Here is a 17,383-nt window from a genome sequence, read left to right as displayed (position 1 = left end):
TTTCAGATAAAAATAACGAGGCAAGGATTTGAGTTATAATCCTTACCTCGTTCAAATTAAGTTAACCTATTTGTATACGTTCTTTCGGATAATGGAATTTATCTGGTTCTTTCCGTCCACCTATCATAATGATAAAACTAATCAAACCGACACGGCCGATAAACATTAATAGCATTAATACTACCTTCGTTAAATCATTACAATCAGATGTAACTCCTACTGATAAGCCACAAGTTCCGAACGCTGACATGACTTCGAATAAAACTTGTGTTAATCCGATACCTTCCTTTTCAGTAACTAAAATAACGACAACACTCGTAAACGTAAGTATAATCGACATAATAAATACAGCAAATGAACGTTGTACATCCGTAATATGAATTTCTCTGTTGAATACTTTGATGTCTGTCTTTTCGGAGTTATTATTGAAATTCAAAATAAATAATATAAGAATCGCAAATGTAGTCGTTCTTATACCACCGCCAACAGAGTTTGGTGAGGAGCCTATAAACATCAATATACTCATAATCAAATTCGTACCATCACCAAAATGACTCACATCGATCGTTTGAAGGCCAGCACTTCTCGTCGTTGAAGATTGGAATAATGCTGAAAACAATGCTTTATGCCAGGACATACCTTGAAAAGCATGATTATGTTCCAATAATAATAGAATAAGCACACCAAAAATAAACAATCCTAAATAAGTGATTGTTGTAATTTTCGCAAACAATGAAAATCTAAAGTTTGTTATTCTATTCAGTATATATGCCTTAGCTTCAAGTAACACTGGAAATCCTATTGAACCTAACACAATTAAGAACATTACGATTGTTTGTACAAAATAATCATTAGCATACGGAATTAAAGATTCTCCGGTTATATCGAGACCACCATTTGTCGTCGCAGAAACAGAGACGAAAACACCTTGAAGAATCGCGTTTTTCAAATCTGGATTATCTCTGTAAAAATAGAAAGTTAATAATGCGGCTCCTACTAACTCAATAATTATAATCGTACGAACAATATCTAATATTAACTTTACCGTTCCACTCATCGTATGTTTATTATTATCTAACATAATGAGTTGACGTTCTCTCATACCTATATGTTTACCCAATACAAGCCATAGCATTGTACCTATTGCCATAACGCCAATGCCGCCGATATTTAAAATAATTAAAATAATAATTTGACCAAAAGTTGAATATGTATCAGCAATCGTCACGGGTGTTAAACCTGTTACACTCACTCCTGACACTGCAACAAACAATGTGTCTATCGGTTTAACATCTACACCAGGTTTATGTACAAAGGGTAAATTAAGTAATAAAAATGCCACAATAATTGCAAATATATAATAGATTGCAATCCCTTGTTGAGGACTTGATTTCTTTAGCAATTGATTAAAAATAGACAATTTCTTTTCACCCCAACATTACTCCAATTTAATTTTTCTCTTTATAACTATTCGATTTTACCATTTTTCATATAATGCTCATTCATGATTTCAATAAAACAATACTTTGTCAGTAGCCTAAGTTAGCATCAACTTGTTTACCATCCAATTTTACTATGACATTATTAATTTGCAAACCTGTAACAGCACTTAATGATTTTTTGACTAACCGATTATGTGATTTTACCGATATTTCCGGGGTACAGTTTGATATATATCATTTATACTATCAATCATAACAATTTTATGCCTGTAATAGGATAATTGACTTTTCGATTTTGTGCAAGCTCTTCATATTAATGATGGTACAACATGCATTTTTGCGACAAAGCTATAACTTAAAAAGGGAGTGGGTCAGATATCTAGTTTTCTAATGGATATTACGTAGTCCCACTAATTGACAAAGAGTCTGAGACATCTATTTTGTCCCAGACTCTTGTACCTAATTCATTCTGTTGTTGACTATTTTTTCTAAATTGTTTATCTGAATTTTTTGTATCATCCGTAGCGTTTTTAATTGTCACTGCAGACGCTTCAGAACCTTCAGTATGATTCATCGCAGTGGTTTGATTTGTATTTATCTCATTATTGTATGCAGTTTCGTGAGCATGTTTATTATGATGTACTGCACCAAATATCGCTTTAATTAATAATAATAGTATGATGACCGCTACAACAATCGCAATTTTCGGCCAATGTTTAGCAAAAAATCCTTGATTATGTTCTTTTGAATTAGCATCAGTGCCTTGCTGATTCTCATTTTCGGTTTCTTTATACGTAGATTGTTTGTTATTAGTTTTAGTGTTAACAGGCGATGAATCTTCGGTAGACTTTTTATGTTCGCTATCTTCATTTAAATTAGCATTTTGCTCTGTTTCACTTTGCGTTTGATTCACCGTATTTAAATTTTTCTGTTTGTCTGAAACACCGTGCACTGACGAGTCATTTGATTGATCATCCACTTTGTGCGTCTCTTCTTTATTTTCGCTTTGGTTTTGATGATCCTTGTCATATGTCGTTTGTTGTGAACGTTTCGCAGCTAAAGCTTGCTGTTGTTGGATTTCTTCTTGAGTCAGCTTTTCAATACGGGCTTTACGTAAATTATCTTTCACGCGTTCTTCGTTATTTTTTGCTAATTGTTCCTCTTTTATTGCTTGTTGTGCTTTTCGTTGTTGTTCTTCTTTTACGCGCTGTTCCCTTTCTTCATTATGAAAGTATTCTCGTCGTTTGCGCTTATATTCATTTTTTGGGATAACGTGTTTTTCATCTTCTTTAGACATAAGTTTTCCCCCTTACTTACAAAAATTCACATCAATTATAATCTAATCATATGAATATTGCTATCTCCCATATTCTACTGCTTAATATAAATTATAATCATTTTTACTCTAAATTACTAATTTATTTTGATATCCGAACAAAATCATTAAAAAAAGACCTAGCTATTATGAACCAATCTCATTGATTGTCATAATTAGCGTAGGTCTCTAACATTCTAGTTTCTACTTTTCACTTTTTACTTTTTTTCTGCTTTCTTATTCTTTCTCGCTGAAGCAATCCAACCGATAATTACGAGAAGAATCATTACACCCCAGAAAATACATTGCCATAATAGTGAATGTGGGAAACTTTCAGGGATAATATGAATGTCTTTATGTGCTAACACCATGACGATTAATTTAATACCTACCCATCCTACGATTGCGAAGGCAGCACCTTCTAAACCTGGGTATTTATTTAATAAATTAACGAACCATGACGCAGCGAAACGCATGATAATTACACCAAGCATACCGCCCACAAACATAACACCAAATTGACCTATGTCCATTCCGCCAAATGGAATTCCAATTTTAGGTAAAGTTTGGGCAATGGCTAATGCTGCCAACATAGAATCAATGGCGAATGCAATATCTGCAAATTCGACTTTAAATACTGTACCCCAGAACTCTTTAGGGCTTGCTTCAGATTCTTCACCATCTTCATTATAGTGATGATCATCATTATCTTGTTGATCATCCTCATCTTTATGTTTGAAGAAATCAAATAGATTTTTACCAGACATATAAAGTAAATAAAGGGCTCCTGCTGCTTGAATCCACCAGAATTGAGCAATAATACTAATAATAAATAAAGAAATGAATCTAAAAATCATAGCTCCTAGCAATCCATAGAACAATGCCTTTTTACGTTGTTTAGGTGGTAAATGTTTAACCATAACTGCCATTACAACAGCATTATCTGCAGCCAATAATCCTTCTAAAAAGAAAAGTACAACTAATACCCATCCATATGATAATAAAATACTCGGATCCATTAGTGACAACTCCTTAAGTTTTTTTACATAAAAATAGAGACCTAGCTAAATATGCATGCACTGCATCCAATCAACGTTGAACAGACATTCATAATTAGCAAAGGTCTCACTCGACAATAAATGTATTGCCCACATTACCGGAAGTGTCTTGCACTTCGTAATGACGATAAAATGACTACATTGTTTACGTATATATAAATTACATACTGTAAATAATAGCTAAGTTACTCCCCTCTGACTATTAAGCCATAGGTATTCTATTTATAAAGTCATTATACATAAATCCAAAAGTTATAACAAACTATATAATTTGATTTCTGGGAACTTTTCTTCGAACCAACGAGTGGCAAATTCGTTTTCAAATAAAAATACAAAATTATCTTTAATATCTTTCACTAAAATTGAACGTGATGAACTCATACTATCTTTAATATCTTCTTCATTTTCTATCCATCTGGCAATTTTTTGGCCAACTGGTTCCATCACAACTTCTACATTATATTCATTCTTTAAACGGTGTTCGAATACTTCAAATTGTAGTTGACCGACTGCACCGATAATAATTTGATTTGTATGAAGTGCTTTATAATATTGAATCGCACCTTCTTGAACTAATTGTTCAATACCTTTATGGAAATGTTTTTGTTTCATCACGTTTTTAGCTGAAACTTTCATAAAGATTTCTGGCGTAAACTGTGGTAATTCTTGGAAACTGAACTTTTGATTACCACCAATTAATGTATCACCGATTTGATAATTTCCTGTATCGTATAAACCGATAATATCACCAGCTACAGCATGGTTGACTGTTTCTTTATCATCAGCCATGAAAGATGTTGAACGTGTGATTTTTTGTTTTTTCTTAGTACGTTGTAACTTCAGGTCCATACCTCTTTCAAATGCACCACTGACTACGCGCATAAAAGCGATTCTATCCCGGTGTTTAGGGTCCATGTTAGCTTGGATTTTAAAAATAAATCCTGAGAAATCTGTATCATATGGACTTACTTCAATATCCTCTACCGTTTGTCGTGCATCAGGCATAGGTGCATTATCTACATACGCATTTAAGAAGTTTTGAACACCGAAATTAGCTAAAGCTGAACCAAAGAATACAGGTGTCAATTCACCTTGTAATAATGCTTCGTTATCGAATGATTCGCCCGCTTCTTCGACTAACATCAATTCTTCAATCGCTTGTTCGAAAGCACTATCGTTTGTTACTTCATGCTCCTCTTCTAATTCGTAATCATCATTTAAATGTAAGATATTTTCTTCATCTCTAAATGGTTCAATTGTACGTGAATCACGATCTATAATACCGAAGAAATTTTGGCCCATACCAACTGGCCAATTCATCGGGTATGTTTCAATATTTAAAGTAGATTCAATTTCATCTAATAATTCAAATGGTTCTTTACCTACTCGGTCCAACTTATTAATAAATGTAAAGATCGGTATACCACGCATCTTACAAACTTTGAAGAGCTTTAATGTTTGAGGCTCGATACCTTTCGCACAGTCAATTACCATGACAGCACTATCGACAGCCATTAACGTACGATACGTATCTTCTGAGAAATCTTCGTGTCCTGGTGTATCTAAAATATTAATTTTATAATGATCATAATCAAATTGCATGACTGAACTTGTAACAGAAATACCACGTTCTTGTTCAACTTTCATCCAGTCACTTGTAGCGAACTTTCCACTTTTCTTCCCTTTAACTGTACCTGCTTCTCTAATCGCACCACCGAAAAGTAATAACTTTTCAGTAAGTGTAGTCTTTCCGGCATCAGGGTGAGAAATAATCGCAAAGGTCTTTCTTGATTCTACTTCTTCCTTAATACTCATTTATAATCTCCTTTAGTCCTCGAATATCCATTGGATGATTGCGTTTGCTATATCGTTTGATAATGATTCATCCAGTAACGTAAACAAGTGTATCACAAGTTCATCTTTGAAATCATCATCACTTAACGATTTATCTACCTCTAATGACCAGTTTAATTCTGGTATTGCAATCAAATACATGTCATTCTCATTATTTAAAGCAATATATACATTACTTGCGATATCATTAATCGACAAAGATTTAATGATCAACTGGTCCACCGCCAAACTTTTCGTAAGCAGCCTCTAAACCGATTAAATCATCTCTATGTGGAACTTTAACGTGACCTGGCATAATTTGATAAGGCTCTCTACCTTTAGATGCGAGCACAACAGTATCGCCTGGTTGCGCAATTTCAATCGCGTGACGAATACCTTCCGCTCTATCTTCAAATTCAACGTATTGATCATGTGTCGCACCTTTAGCTAATTCTGACGTTAATTTCTTTGGATCATCATTAGCTGGATTATCAGGTGTGAAAATAACATAGTCAGCACGACTTGCAACGCGACCCATTTCTGGTGTTTTCGTCATATCACGCTCACCTGCCATACCACATAGGAAAATTAATCTCTGCGTTGCGAAAGGTTTCACAGCATCTATTAATTTATCCATACCATCAGCCGTGTGTGCGTAATCAATAATTAAATCAATTGGTAAAGAAGGATCTAAGACTTCTAAACGACCTTCTACAGGTTCAAGTGTTTCAACCGCATTGATAATATCCTCTAAAGCAATACCCTTACTCCATACCGCAATCATTGCTGCCATTATGTTAGAGACATTAAAACGACCTACATAAGGTGATTTCACTTGATACGTACCTTCTGGTGTATCAAAGTTAAACGTTACTCCTTGTAATGATTCATTTATATCTTTAGCCATAAATTGAGCTTCATTTTCAATGCCATAAGTAAATGTTTCATAAGGTGTCACTGAAGCTAAGTAATCAGAGAAAGCATCATCATTATTTAACACAGCATATTTATCTTTGGATAAATCTTCACCTAATTGACTGAATAGCAATGATTTCGCATGACCATAGGCTTCCATTGTGCCATGAAAATCTAAATGATCTTGTGTTAAATTTGAAAAAATCGCAACATCAAAGTCAACACCACTTAATCTTCCTAATGACAGTCCATGACTAGAAACTTCTAATGTCATTGCTTCAGCTTTTTTAGTTACCGCTTCTTGCATTTTTTTCGTAAGTGAAACGGTCTCTGGTGTCGTATTGGCACCTTTAGTAATCTCTTCATCGATTTGGAATCCATTTGTACCTAAATACGCACTATGTTTGTCTAACTTCCTATATATATGATGTATCATTGTTGCAATCGAAGTCTTACCATTCGTTCCGGTAACACCATATGTAATCATTTGTTGGCTTGGGAAATCAAATAGAAAATTAGCTAGTATACTTGCAACGCGTAACGTGTTAGGAACAACAACCTGAGTCACGTCACCTTCAAGTGATTGCTCTTGGTTCACGACTACAATCTTACTTCCTTTATCAACAACATCCTGACAGAATTTATGACTGTCGACGGTATACCCTTTAGATGCCACAAAAATACTACCAGCCTTCACAGTACGTGAATCAGTAGTGATATCAATCACATCTCTATCTAAAGTACCTATCACTTGTTTTACTTTGATTTTTTCAAACAATGCATTTGCATCCAAAATATATCGCTCCTTTATATCCAGTAGTTCTATTATACACATTTTTATAATGATTTATATGAACAAGATGCTTCATTAAAACACTTATTATTTTAACAGATTACGAATAACATATATCAATCTTTTAAATCTATACCCATTTTATTAAAGGCTCAACAAAAGATTCAGGCGATTATTAATTTGATGTTATGAATTTGTTAAAATTTTCTATATAATTTCTTAAATCGCTCTGAATTAAACACAACTTCCTATATTAATGGTATTGTATAGGTGTAAATAGATATCTTTTCGCATTAAGTATGATTTATTTCAATTCCCTGTATAAAATGATATATTATTTAATAAATGTGTTTTTTCTTTCACTTGGGAAGAAAATGCGTTAAACTATGTACGATATAATTACTCTATTGGAGGGTGGCTTTAATGGTTACTCAAAATAAAAAAATACTGATTATTACTGGATCGTTTGGAAATGGTCATTTACAAGTTACACAAAGTATCGTAAATCAATTTAATGAAATGAAATTAGATAACTTAACAGTGATTGAACATGATTTATTCTTAGAAGCACATCCAATCCTGACATCCCTTACTAAAAAATGGTATATAAATAGCTTTAAATATTTTAGAAATATGTACAAAGCATTTTACTATAGTCGCCCAGATCAGCTGGATAAATGCTTCTATAAATATTATGGAATTAATAAACTCATCAACTTACTGTTAAAGGAAAAGCCTGACCTTATTCTTCTAACGTTCCCAACTCCTGTAATGTCAGTATTAACTGAGCAATTTGATATGAACATTCCAATTGCAACAGTTATGACAGATTATAGAATGCATAAGAATTGGGTAACCCCTTTCTCTCAAAGATATTACGTAGCAACTAAAGATTTGAAACAAGAATTCAAAGATATTGGTATTCCTAGCGAGAGTATTAAAGTAACTGGAATCCCAATCGCAGATAAATTTGAAGAAGAGATTGATAAGACATCTTGGTTGCAGCAAAACAATTTAGATCCTTCTAAACCAACAATTCTTATGTCTGCAGGTGCCTTTGGTGTTTCTAAAGGTTTCGATCAAATGATTAAAGAAATTCTTGCTAGCAGTCCACATTCTCAAGTCGTAATGATTTGTGGTAAGAGTAAAGAATTAAAGCGTACGTTATCAGCGCAATTTAAAGATTATGATAATGTGCTCATATTAGGCTATACTAAACATATGAACGAATGGATGGCATCAAGTCAATTAATGATTACTAAGCCTGGTGGCATCACAATCTCAGAAGCGTTAACACGTCAAATACCAATGATTTTCCTTAACCCAGCACCAGGTCAAGAACTTGAAAATGCAATTTATTTTGAAGAAAAAGGCTATGGACGTATTGCAAATACACCTGAAGAAGCGATTCAACAAGTCTCAAAACTAACACATTCACCAACAAAATTATCATCAATGTCACAAACAATGAGTGAAGCACGCATTCAATATTCTACATACAAATTGTGTAAAGATCTTTTAGATTTATTGAATCATTCATCTCGTTATGAAGATGTGTACGGAAAGGTTCCATTATATGCAAAGCTCTTCGTTAAATAATCAACATATTTCTAAAAACTTCATAATTATGTTAGTCATCTTGTTTCTTATGGAATTTGCGAGAGGCATGTATGTACTAAGCTACTTATCATTATTGCCAACTGCGACTTCTGTTGCAGTTGGTATTACATCTACCGCAATATCTGCACACTTTATTTCGGATGCAGCAACTAATTTTGTCATCGGATTTTTATTAAAACGATACGGATCAAAGTTAGTTCTAACGACAGGATTCCTTCTCGCATTCCTCAGTTTATTTTTAGTTATTTGGTTCCCAACCTCACCGTTCGTATTAATCGCGAGTGCGATTTTATTAGGTATCGCAGTTAGCCCGATTTGGGTGATTATGCTTGCGAGTGTAGATGATGAACATCGCGGTAAACAGATGGGCTATGTTTACTTCTCATGGCTCATCGGTTTAATGGTCGGTATGGTTGGTATGAATCTTATATTTAAATTCCACCCTACACACTTTACTTTTATGATGGCATTAATGGTGTTAGTGGCTTGGATTTTATACTATTTCGTTAAAATTAAACTAACGAATTATAATACGCGACCAGTGAAAGAGCAATTAGGTCAAATTGTTAGCGTAACAAAGCGACATAAGATTCTGTTCCCAGGTATATTACTACAAGGTACAGCGATTACCGCGTTAGTACCTATTTTACCTAAATATGCCAAAGAAGTTGTTCATGTTTCAACTATAGAATACACAGTCGCACTAATACTCGGAGGTATTGGTTGTGGCTTCTCAATGTTATTTTTATCTAAGATTATTGATAACAATAGCAGACAATTCATGCATATTATGATCTTTAGTGGTTTTGTTATTTATACAATCATGATTTTCTTATTCTCAATTATTAATAATATTATTGTTGTGTGGATATTAGCAGCCTTCCTAGGTTTAATGTACGGTTTACTATTACCAGCATGGAATACATTTATGGCTGGCAATATTCATAAAGAGGAACAAGAGGAAACTTGGGGCGTGTTTAATAGTGTTCAAGGTTTCGGATCTATGATTGGTCCTATCGTCGGTGGTATGATTTACGAAGTATCTAAATCATTCGACTTACCATTCTATTTCGCCTCACTCGTTTTCTTATTCTTAACGGTATTCTACGGCATTTATTTCATGAAACAACGCCGAGCTATTCAGAATAAATAACATATAAAAAACGCCACGCATTATCTTATTACAGATAATGCGTGGCGTTTTATGTTGTAGGTAAAGTAAGTATGTTAAATTTCGTAGTTTATGTTAATCACTTAAATCGATATTTTGCTACACTTTGTCTTTACCTCGTTCAATTATGCTAAGTTATAGTTTTCAAGTAGTTGCCACTTTTCTTCTTCTTCATTGAAGTAAACAAGTGATAACTGATCTATTGTTTCTTTATAATCAATACCAGCTAATTTTAATTGACCATAAACATCTTCAAATTCTTGGCTTGTTAAACCTTGTGCAATTGTAAAGTGTGGAACGAATGGGTGATCTGGTTCACCATAGAAGTCACCTTTGTTAAAGTTATTAAATAGTTTTTCTAATGCTTCTGTTTTTGCAACTTTAAAATAAATTACATTTGTGATTGGAGCAAATGTTGAAGCTTTTGTAGCGTGTACATCTACAGCTGAAACACCTTCAACACGTGCTTTAATTTCTTCTTTTACAGACTCTAAATCACTATCTTTGATTTCAAATTGCCCTTTTATTGTGATATGAGGCATAATAATAGCGTAGTGATTATCATAACGCTTACGATATGCATTCACTTCATCTTGAAAATCTTTTGACGGAATTAATGCTAATCCTAAAATCATTTAAATTCCTCCTTTGTTTAACATAACTCTATTATATCAAATTTTCGAAAAATTCGTTACTTTAAACCACATTCTCTTTATGAATTTTCAAAAGAAATGTTTTCAGATAAGAAATATATTAATAAATCATCTAATAGATTTTTCCAATATTTCCATCGATGTCCGCCTTCAAACTCCTCATAATGGTAAGTAATATCTTGACTTTCAATAATTTTGTTGAGTTGTCTATTCGGTGTTAAAAAGTCTGCCCTTTTGCCAGTTGTTGGTAATTCGAAATCCTTTTCGTCTAAACCTACGACATGCCAAATGTTCAATTGTTCCTTAAACTGACATCTATCAATAAGTGTGTCAATGACTTCATCATATTGTGGGCTTAGCATACCGACTTGGCTAAAGACATTTGGATAACAAAGTACTGACATTAACGCAACACTACCTGCAAGGCTATCACCAAAGACAAGTCGACCATTGCCTACTTTGAATGTGGAAAATGTTTTATCTACATATGGTAAGATTTCGTTTGCTAAGGCTTTAACTGTTTGTGGCGTACGCTCGCCTCTTGGATGAAACTCTTCACGTCGTTTTTCAACAGTTTCATAATGAAAACCTACAAATATTGCTCTTTCTATTTTATCTTCATCTCTTAGACGTTCATAAGTTTGATGGATTCTGCCATATCTGAAAAAATCTAGACCATCAAAACAAAAAACGACTTTATGTTTGAATAATTCCGTATAATCTTTCGGTAAATAGATAGATAAAGTAATGTCTCTATCTAAAATTTCGCTTGGAAAATTTATTTTATTTACGATACCTGGTTGAAATTCACTCATCAGCCATGTGCCTCCCTTTGTTGTCTTATTGTAATTGTATCAACTGATTAAAAAATTTAAAATAAAACAGATTCAAACACGGTCTATTGTCATTTTTATGAATTTTGTGGAATAAATTTTCCAATATTAATTATTCCTTCTTTTGTTCTATTCATTTATAAGCTATACTTGAAATTACTAAATCAATTTATTCAGGAGGAACTTTCCAATGCTCAATAAAGTTTGGTTCAGGACAGGCATCGCATTGTTGATCCTATTTTTACTGATCAAATTAATCATGGAAGTCCACAGTGTGTTTACTCCCCTATTGGTTATTATTCAATCAGTATTAATTCCTATGTTACTTAGCGGTTTTTTATTTTATATATGTTTACCGTTTCAAAAGTTATTAGAGAAATATAATATTCCACGGTGGGGTAGTATTAGTATTATCTTCCTCGTGTTAATTATTATTGTAGGGGTAATTATTGGTTTCGTTGGTCCAATGATTGTGAGTCAAATCGAAAACTTAATCTCACAAATTCCATCATTACAAAAAGATATCCAGAAAATGGTTAACTTTGGCTTAGATCAAATGAAACGTCTACCTCCAGATGTCACTGAACGTATTAACAAAATGGTTCAATCTATGAGTAAGACATCAACGAATGTATTGTCTAATTCATTAAGCTATGTTACATCATTTATTTCAACATTATTCTTACTCATCATGGTTCCTTTCTTCTTAATATATATGTTAAAGGATCACGAGAAATTCATTCCATTTATCGCTCGTATTTTTAATGGCGATAGAAAAATCTTTGTAGTTAATCTTTTAAAAGATCTTGATTTCACTTTAAGATCTTATATTCAAGGACAAGTTACAGTCAGCCTTATACTCGGTGTGATTTTATTTATTGGTTATTCAATCGTTGGTTTAAAATACACATTGTTACTCGTACTATTCGCATGTGTAGCAAACATGATTCCATTCTTAGGACCTTGGTTAGCATTCACACCAGCGGCAATCATAGCAATCATTCAAAGTCCTGCAACATTTATTTGGGTATGTGTCATTACTTTAATCGCACAACAATTAGAAGGTAATGTCATCACGCCAAATATTATGGGTAAATCATTAAGTATTCACCCACTAACGATTATCGTAGTTATACTAGCTGCAGGTAACTTAGGTGGCTTTGCTTTAGTACTCGTGGCTGTGCCATTATATGCCACAATCAAAACGATTGTTAAAAATATATTCCAATACAGACAACAAATTATGGAAAAAGCAAGTAGCGACGTTAAAGATTAATACAATATATTGAACGAACAACCCAAATGCGAAACGCATTTGGGTTGTTTTTGTTTTAAATAAAAAACTGGGAGCGGGACAGAAATCGAATTTTCTAATAGAGATTTCGTAGTCCCACCCCGGCAAGGATGACTAGGATTGAAAAAAGCTTGTTCTAAGCGTATTTTCAATTCAGACATCTACTGCCAAGTTGAAAAAGAGTCTGAGACACCTATTTTTGTCTCAGACTCAGTTTATTTTAATAGATTTCATTTCACGATATGGTAACCACTATCTACGTGGATGTTCTCACCTGTAACACCACTTGAAAGCTCGCTTAATAAGTAAGCAGCTGTTTTACCTACTTCTTCTTGGTCTACATTACGTTTAAGTGGTGCACGTTCTTCAATTTCTTTAAGGATTGTGTTGAAGCCTCCAACACCTTTAGCACTTAATGTGCGGATAGGTCCAGCAGAAATTGCATTTACACGAATGTTATCTTCACCTAAATCAGAAGCTAAGTAACGTACATTCGCTTCTAAACTTGCTTTAGCAACACCCATAACGTTGTAGTTTTGAACTGCAAATTCTCCGCCTAAATATGTTGTAGCAACGATGCTACCACCTTCTGACATTAACTTCTTCGCTTCTCTTGCAACAATTGTTAAAGAGAAAGAACTAATGTCTTGAGCTAATAAGAAACCATCACGTGACGTATCTGAAAAACGTCCACGTAAATCTTCCATATTAGCGAACGCGATTGAATGATAAACACCGTCAATTGAGCCAATGTCTTTACCAATTTGTTCGAATCCATTTATTACGTCATCATCACTTTGAACGTCAATTTGGTACATTTTTGGTTCTTTTTGGTTAAGTTGTTCAACTAATTTTTCTAATTCTTTTTTACTACGTTCTTTACGGTAAGTAAATACTAAGTTCGCACCAAATTGATCTAGTACTTTCGCAACACCGAAACCGATACTGCGTTTATTAGCGATACCCATAATGACAAACGTTTTATTTTCTAAATTAAACATGAATGACTTTCTCCTTTTTGTTAATTCATAATATAAACTGGTTCGAAGTTTTAGAGTTGTTTTCCTTATTTCGACGCCAATTCTTTTATCCTCATTTTAACATTGGCTTACCTTGGAAAACAATTTATATTACATATCACAACGATTTCAACGTAAATATGCCAACAAATTTTAAAACATTATAATCATTTTCTCTTTTTTACAGAATACATACGTGAACTTAATAATACAATTCTAATTCGCGTTTTAATTCATCCACATATTCTTTCGAGCCTGTAACGATTAATCTGTCACGATAACGCAATTGCGTGTCTCCATGAGGTACGATAGATTCATTATTTCTAATAATTCGCACGAAGATAATATCTCCATCGAACGGGAAATTTCGTAGTTGAATTTGATCATACTGATGATTTAACATCGCAATTTCATAAAGTGATGTTTCTACGTTACTTAAGATGTTAAGCATATTTGGTGTTTCAATTAAACCTTTGAGTAAAATCTTATTACTCATATAACTACTGAATACTTCGACACCTTGACTTTGTAATGCTTCATCTTCTGATCTAGACTCTAGTCTGCAGATAACACGTTTAACACCGTGCTTTTTAGCCATTAAGGCAACTTTACGGTTGATATCATCATCATTTGTAGAACAAACAACAATATTTCGTGAGAACAGACCTAATCGCTCTAACAAATCCTCTTCGTAGTCTGCGATTTCTATCATTGATATCGCATCTGACAACTTACGTTTATCGCTGAGGTCATTTCTATAATATAGAGAAACTTGGTATAATTGCGAGGATAAGTTTTGCGCAATTGGTATCGTTAGTTGGTTTTTACCAATCATACTCACTTCAATTTGTCGTGCAGCTTCGTCTGGTATAGGGAATAGCTTTTTAAATACCATAGGCACGAATACACATGTGATGACTGCACTTAAAATTAATATACCTGAAACCTCTGACGAAATCGTCTTCAACTGTTCAGCAATTTTCGCTGATGCGATAACTAACGATAACGTCGATGTTAAAAGAAATGCTGAAGCAGTGGTCGTTTTTAAATCGAACCATCTACGTATATAAAAGACTGGAATGAGCTTAGAAATTAAAAATGCTAAGATCAGTATTGGAATAATGATTAATAACGATGGTTCCTTTATTAATTGTGGAATATTTAAATCCACACCTACCATTATGAAAAATATAGGAATGAAGAAACCGTAACCAAATGAATCTAATTTCTCCACCATATCTTCCTCAGGTCCAAGTAACGAAACAATAACACCTGCTAAAAAGGCGCCTAATATGTTTTCAGCACCTACGCCTTCAGCGAGTGCAACTAATAATAAAATCAATGCAAACACGGCACGTATACCAATTTGCGTCGTACCATCCATCAACTTTTTTAAGAAATTGGCTTTTTTAAATTTAACACCAATAAAGTAGAAGATAATTGTAAATACTACAAGAATACCGATTAACCATAACGAAGCGCCACCTTTAGCGTGCATCGCCCCATACGCTGTTAAAAGTATCATTGTAAATAAATCTGCTAATACGGCAACAAGTAATATAAATTGGCCTATTGTCGTACGCATAATATTCATTTCCTTTAAAGTAGGAACGACAACACCTAAAGAAATCGTAGAGATGATAATCACCATTAAGAGTACATCATCAATAAGTCCAAACAGTTTAAACATATATGCTAATATGATTGAAATTATCATGATAAACATAAAGACAATCATAGCAATCTTCAAATGACTTGGTTCTTTTTTCTGTTGTTGCTCGGCAGGTTCATTTTTATCTTTTTTAAAGGCTTTAAAATCAATTTCCAAACCACTTAAAAACATTAAAAATATAAAACCGAGTGTAGATAAGATATTCAGCATCTCATCTCGCTCGACTAATTTTAAAAATGAATCACCGATAATAATACCCATTAAAATTTCTGCAACGACGACTGGCAGAAACGAAATTCTTAATCTATTAACTAAAATGGGCGTCAAAAATGCACAAATAACGACGACCACGAGTGATATAAATTCCATATAACCCCCCCTATGTTAAGTAAGTCATAAATGAAGTTGCTAAACCAAAGTAAATTAGCATACTTACAATATCATTGATAGTCGTAATGAATGGACCACTCGCCACAGCGGGGTCAATATTTAATTTATTCATTACAAGTGGAATCATCGAACCAACTAACGTACCAACAGTCATAGCAATCGTTAAACTTGCGCCAACAATCATTGCTAAAATTGGTTGATGATAAAGTACGATGATAATTAACGATAGTAAAATGGCACAAACTAAACCACTAAAGAAGCCACTACCCGCTTCTCTTAATGCGACTTTAAATTTGCTCTGTTCATCTATTTCACCAGTTGAAATATTACGAACCGATACGGCAAGTGACTGTGTCCCTGAATTTCCGGACATCCCACTGATAATAGGTATAAATGCAGCCAACAATGCAACTTTTGATAAAGTCTCTTCAAAAGAACCTAATATTGTAGCTGTAATCATACCAAGGAATGTAAGAATTATGAGCCAAGGCAAACGTTTAAATGCAGTCTTAAATACTGAGTCATTGGTTGCATCGACATCTGATACACCGGCTAAACGAGAGTAGTCTTCACTTGCCTCTTCATCCATGACGTCTAAAATATCATCGATAGTAATGATACCTAATAAATGATCTTGATAATCTACAACAGGCATGGCAATGAAATCATAATCTCGCATTTTTTGTGCAACATCTTCTTGGTCATCCGCTGCATTAGCCGAAATCACACGTTCGCTCATAATGTCTTCAATATAAGCATCATTTTCTGCAACAATTAAATCACGTAAAGATAAGACCCCTGCTAATTGCTTATCGTCATTTACTGTAAAGATGACATAAATCGTCTCAGCATCAGGTGCTTGATCTTTAACTTGTATCATTGCTTCTCTAACTGGCATCGTTGCCTTTAAAGAGATGTACTCAGTGGTCATAATACCACCGGCTGTATCCTCTTCATAATGTAACAATGCTTTTATTTCTTTAGCATCTTCACGTTTCATTAATGTCAGCAAACTTACTACCTTTTGCTTAGACAAATGATTCATAATATCAACGGAGTTATCATAAGACATGTTCTCCAGAACTTTACTCGCGTAATTTGCATTCATCTTATCAAACAAATCTTCATATTCGTCTTTATCAATTTCTAATTGTTCGAAGAAATCTGCAACTTCTGCTGGAGATAACACTTCATAGATGCGTTGACGAATTTCTTCATCACTGTCTTCAAAATATTCACTTTGCTCATAATTGTGCATTGATAAAAATTCATCACGAAATTGATCAATGTCGTTATCTTTTAATAATTGATCTAGTAATGCTTGATCGTATACTTGTTCATCATCTAATGTAATAGATTCTTTTTCATTGGCCAC

Annotated in this window: 14 protein-coding genes; 3 read left to right on the top strand and 11 right to left on the bottom strand. The window is 33.6% G+C overall.

Annotation, left to right across the window (positions count from 1 at the left end; genetic code table 11):
- Positions 1–61: 61 nt before the first annotated feature.
- The 6 genes from QQM35_RS06490 to QQM35_RS06465 all read right to left on the bottom strand — a co-directional run bounded on the left by QQM35_RS06490 (position 62) and on the right by QQM35_RS06465 (position 7,356).
- Positions 62–1,420 (bottom strand): TrkH family potassium uptake protein, encoded by a 1,359-nt coding sequence (locus tag QQM35_RS06490; RefSeq protein ID WP_251519443.1) that lies wholly within the window; start codon positions 1,418–1,420, stop codon positions 62–64.
- Between the two features lie 419 nt (positions 1,421–1,839).
- Positions 1,840–2,739 carry a hypothetical protein gene (locus tag QQM35_RS06485; RefSeq protein WP_251519442.1) on the bottom strand — a complete coding sequence of 300 codons (900 nt, stop codon included), beginning with the start codon at positions 2,737–2,739 and terminating at the stop codon, positions 1,840–1,842.
- Positions 2,740–2,975: 236 nt separating this feature from the next.
- Positions 2,976–3,776, bottom strand: coding sequence for a TerC family protein (locus tag QQM35_RS06480; RefSeq protein ID WP_342610282.1), 801 nt, complete (start codon positions 3,774–3,776; stop codon positions 2,976–2,978).
- Positions 3,777–4,067: 291 nt separating this feature from the next.
- Positions 4,068–5,630, bottom strand: coding sequence for a peptide chain release factor 3 (locus QQM35_RS06475; protein ID WP_342610281.1), 1,563 nt, complete (start codon positions 5,628–5,630; stop codon positions 4,068–4,070).
- 12 nt (positions 5,631–5,642) lie between these two features.
- Positions 5,643–5,891 (bottom strand): YueH family protein, encoded by a 249-nt coding sequence (locus tag QQM35_RS06470; RefSeq protein ID WP_285813495.1) that lies wholly within the window; start codon positions 5,889–5,891, stop codon positions 5,643–5,645.
- On the bottom strand, positions 5,872–7,356 hold the full coding sequence (locus tag QQM35_RS06465; RefSeq protein WP_251519438.1) for a UDP-N-acetylmuramoyl-L-alanyl-D-glutamate--L-lysine ligase: 1,485 nt from the start codon (positions 7,354–7,356) through the stop codon (positions 5,872–5,874). Before QQM35_RS06465 ends, QQM35_RS06470 begins: the two co-directional genes overlap by 20 nt.
- A gap of 423 nt (positions 7,357–7,779) precedes the next feature.
- On the opposite strand from QQM35_RS06465, the gene QQM35_RS06460 reads away from it, so the two are divergent.
- Both QQM35_RS06460 and ltaA read left to right on the top strand, forming a co-directional pair.
- On the top strand, positions 7,780–8,955 hold the full coding sequence (locus QQM35_RS06460; RefSeq protein WP_251519437.1) for a diglucosyl diacylglycerol synthase: 1,176 nt from the start codon (positions 7,780–7,782) through the stop codon (positions 8,953–8,955).
- On the top strand, positions 8,933–10,129 hold the full coding sequence (gene ltaA / locus QQM35_RS06455) for a lipoteichoic acid biosynthesis MFS flippase LtaA (protein WP_251519436.1): 1,197 nt from the start codon (positions 8,933–8,935) through the stop codon (positions 10,127–10,129). Before QQM35_RS06460 ends, ltaA begins: the two co-directional genes overlap by 23 nt.
- A gap of 143 nt (positions 10,130–10,272) precedes the next feature.
- On the opposite strand, the gene QQM35_RS06450 is transcribed toward ltaA, so the two are convergent.
- Together QQM35_RS06450 and QQM35_RS06445 are read right to left on the bottom strand one after the other, a co-directional pair.
- Positions 10,273–10,782 (bottom strand): YjcG family protein, encoded by a 510-nt coding sequence (locus QQM35_RS06450; protein WP_251519435.1) that lies wholly within the window; start codon positions 10,780–10,782, stop codon positions 10,273–10,275.
- A 77-nt stretch (positions 10,783–10,859) separates the two neighbouring features.
- Positions 10,860–11,615, bottom strand: coding sequence for an esterase family protein (locus QQM35_RS06445; protein WP_251519433.1), 756 nt, complete (start codon positions 11,613–11,615; stop codon positions 10,860–10,862).
- Between the two features lie 208 nt (positions 11,616–11,823).
- On the opposite strand from QQM35_RS06445, the gene cozEa reads away from it, so the two are divergent.
- A complete protein-coding gene (gene cozEa, locus QQM35_RS06440; protein WP_251519431.1) occupies positions 11,824–12,909 on the top strand; it encodes a lipoteichoic acid biosynthesis protein CozEa in 1,086 nt (361 codons plus the stop codon).
- 248 nt (positions 12,910–13,157) lie between these two features.
- Here the strand turns inward: cozEa and fabI are convergent, their stop codons facing one another.
- The 3 genes from fabI to mgtE all read right to left on the bottom strand — a co-directional run bounded on the left by fabI (position 13,158) and on the right by mgtE (position 17,383).
- Positions 13,158–13,928: an enoyl-ACP reductase FabI gene (fabI, locus tag QQM35_RS06435; RefSeq protein ID WP_342610280.1), complete on the bottom strand. Its 771-nt coding sequence runs from the start codon at positions 13,926–13,928 to the stop codon at positions 13,158–13,160.
- A gap of 220 nt (positions 13,929–14,148) precedes the next feature.
- Positions 14,149–15,987 carry a monovalent cation:proton antiporter family protein gene (locus QQM35_RS06430; protein WP_342610279.1) on the bottom strand — a complete coding sequence of 613 codons (1,839 nt, stop codon included), beginning with the start codon at positions 15,985–15,987 and terminating at the stop codon, positions 14,149–14,151.
- A gap of 10 nt (positions 15,988–15,997) precedes the next feature.
- On the bottom strand, positions 15,998–17,383 hold the full coding sequence (gene mgtE / locus QQM35_RS06425; protein ID WP_251519424.1) for a magnesium transporter: 1,386 nt from the start codon (positions 17,381–17,383) through the stop codon (positions 15,998–16,000).

It is taken from the genome of Staphylococcus hsinchuensis (assembly GCF_038789205.1).
In the GTDB taxonomy this organism is placed as follows: Bacteria; Bacillota; Bacilli; order Staphylococcales; family Staphylococcaceae; genus Staphylococcus; species Staphylococcus hsinchuensis.
The sequence above is the reverse complement of the archived record's forward strand: the minus strand, read 5'-3'. Positions and strand labels throughout refer to the sequence as shown.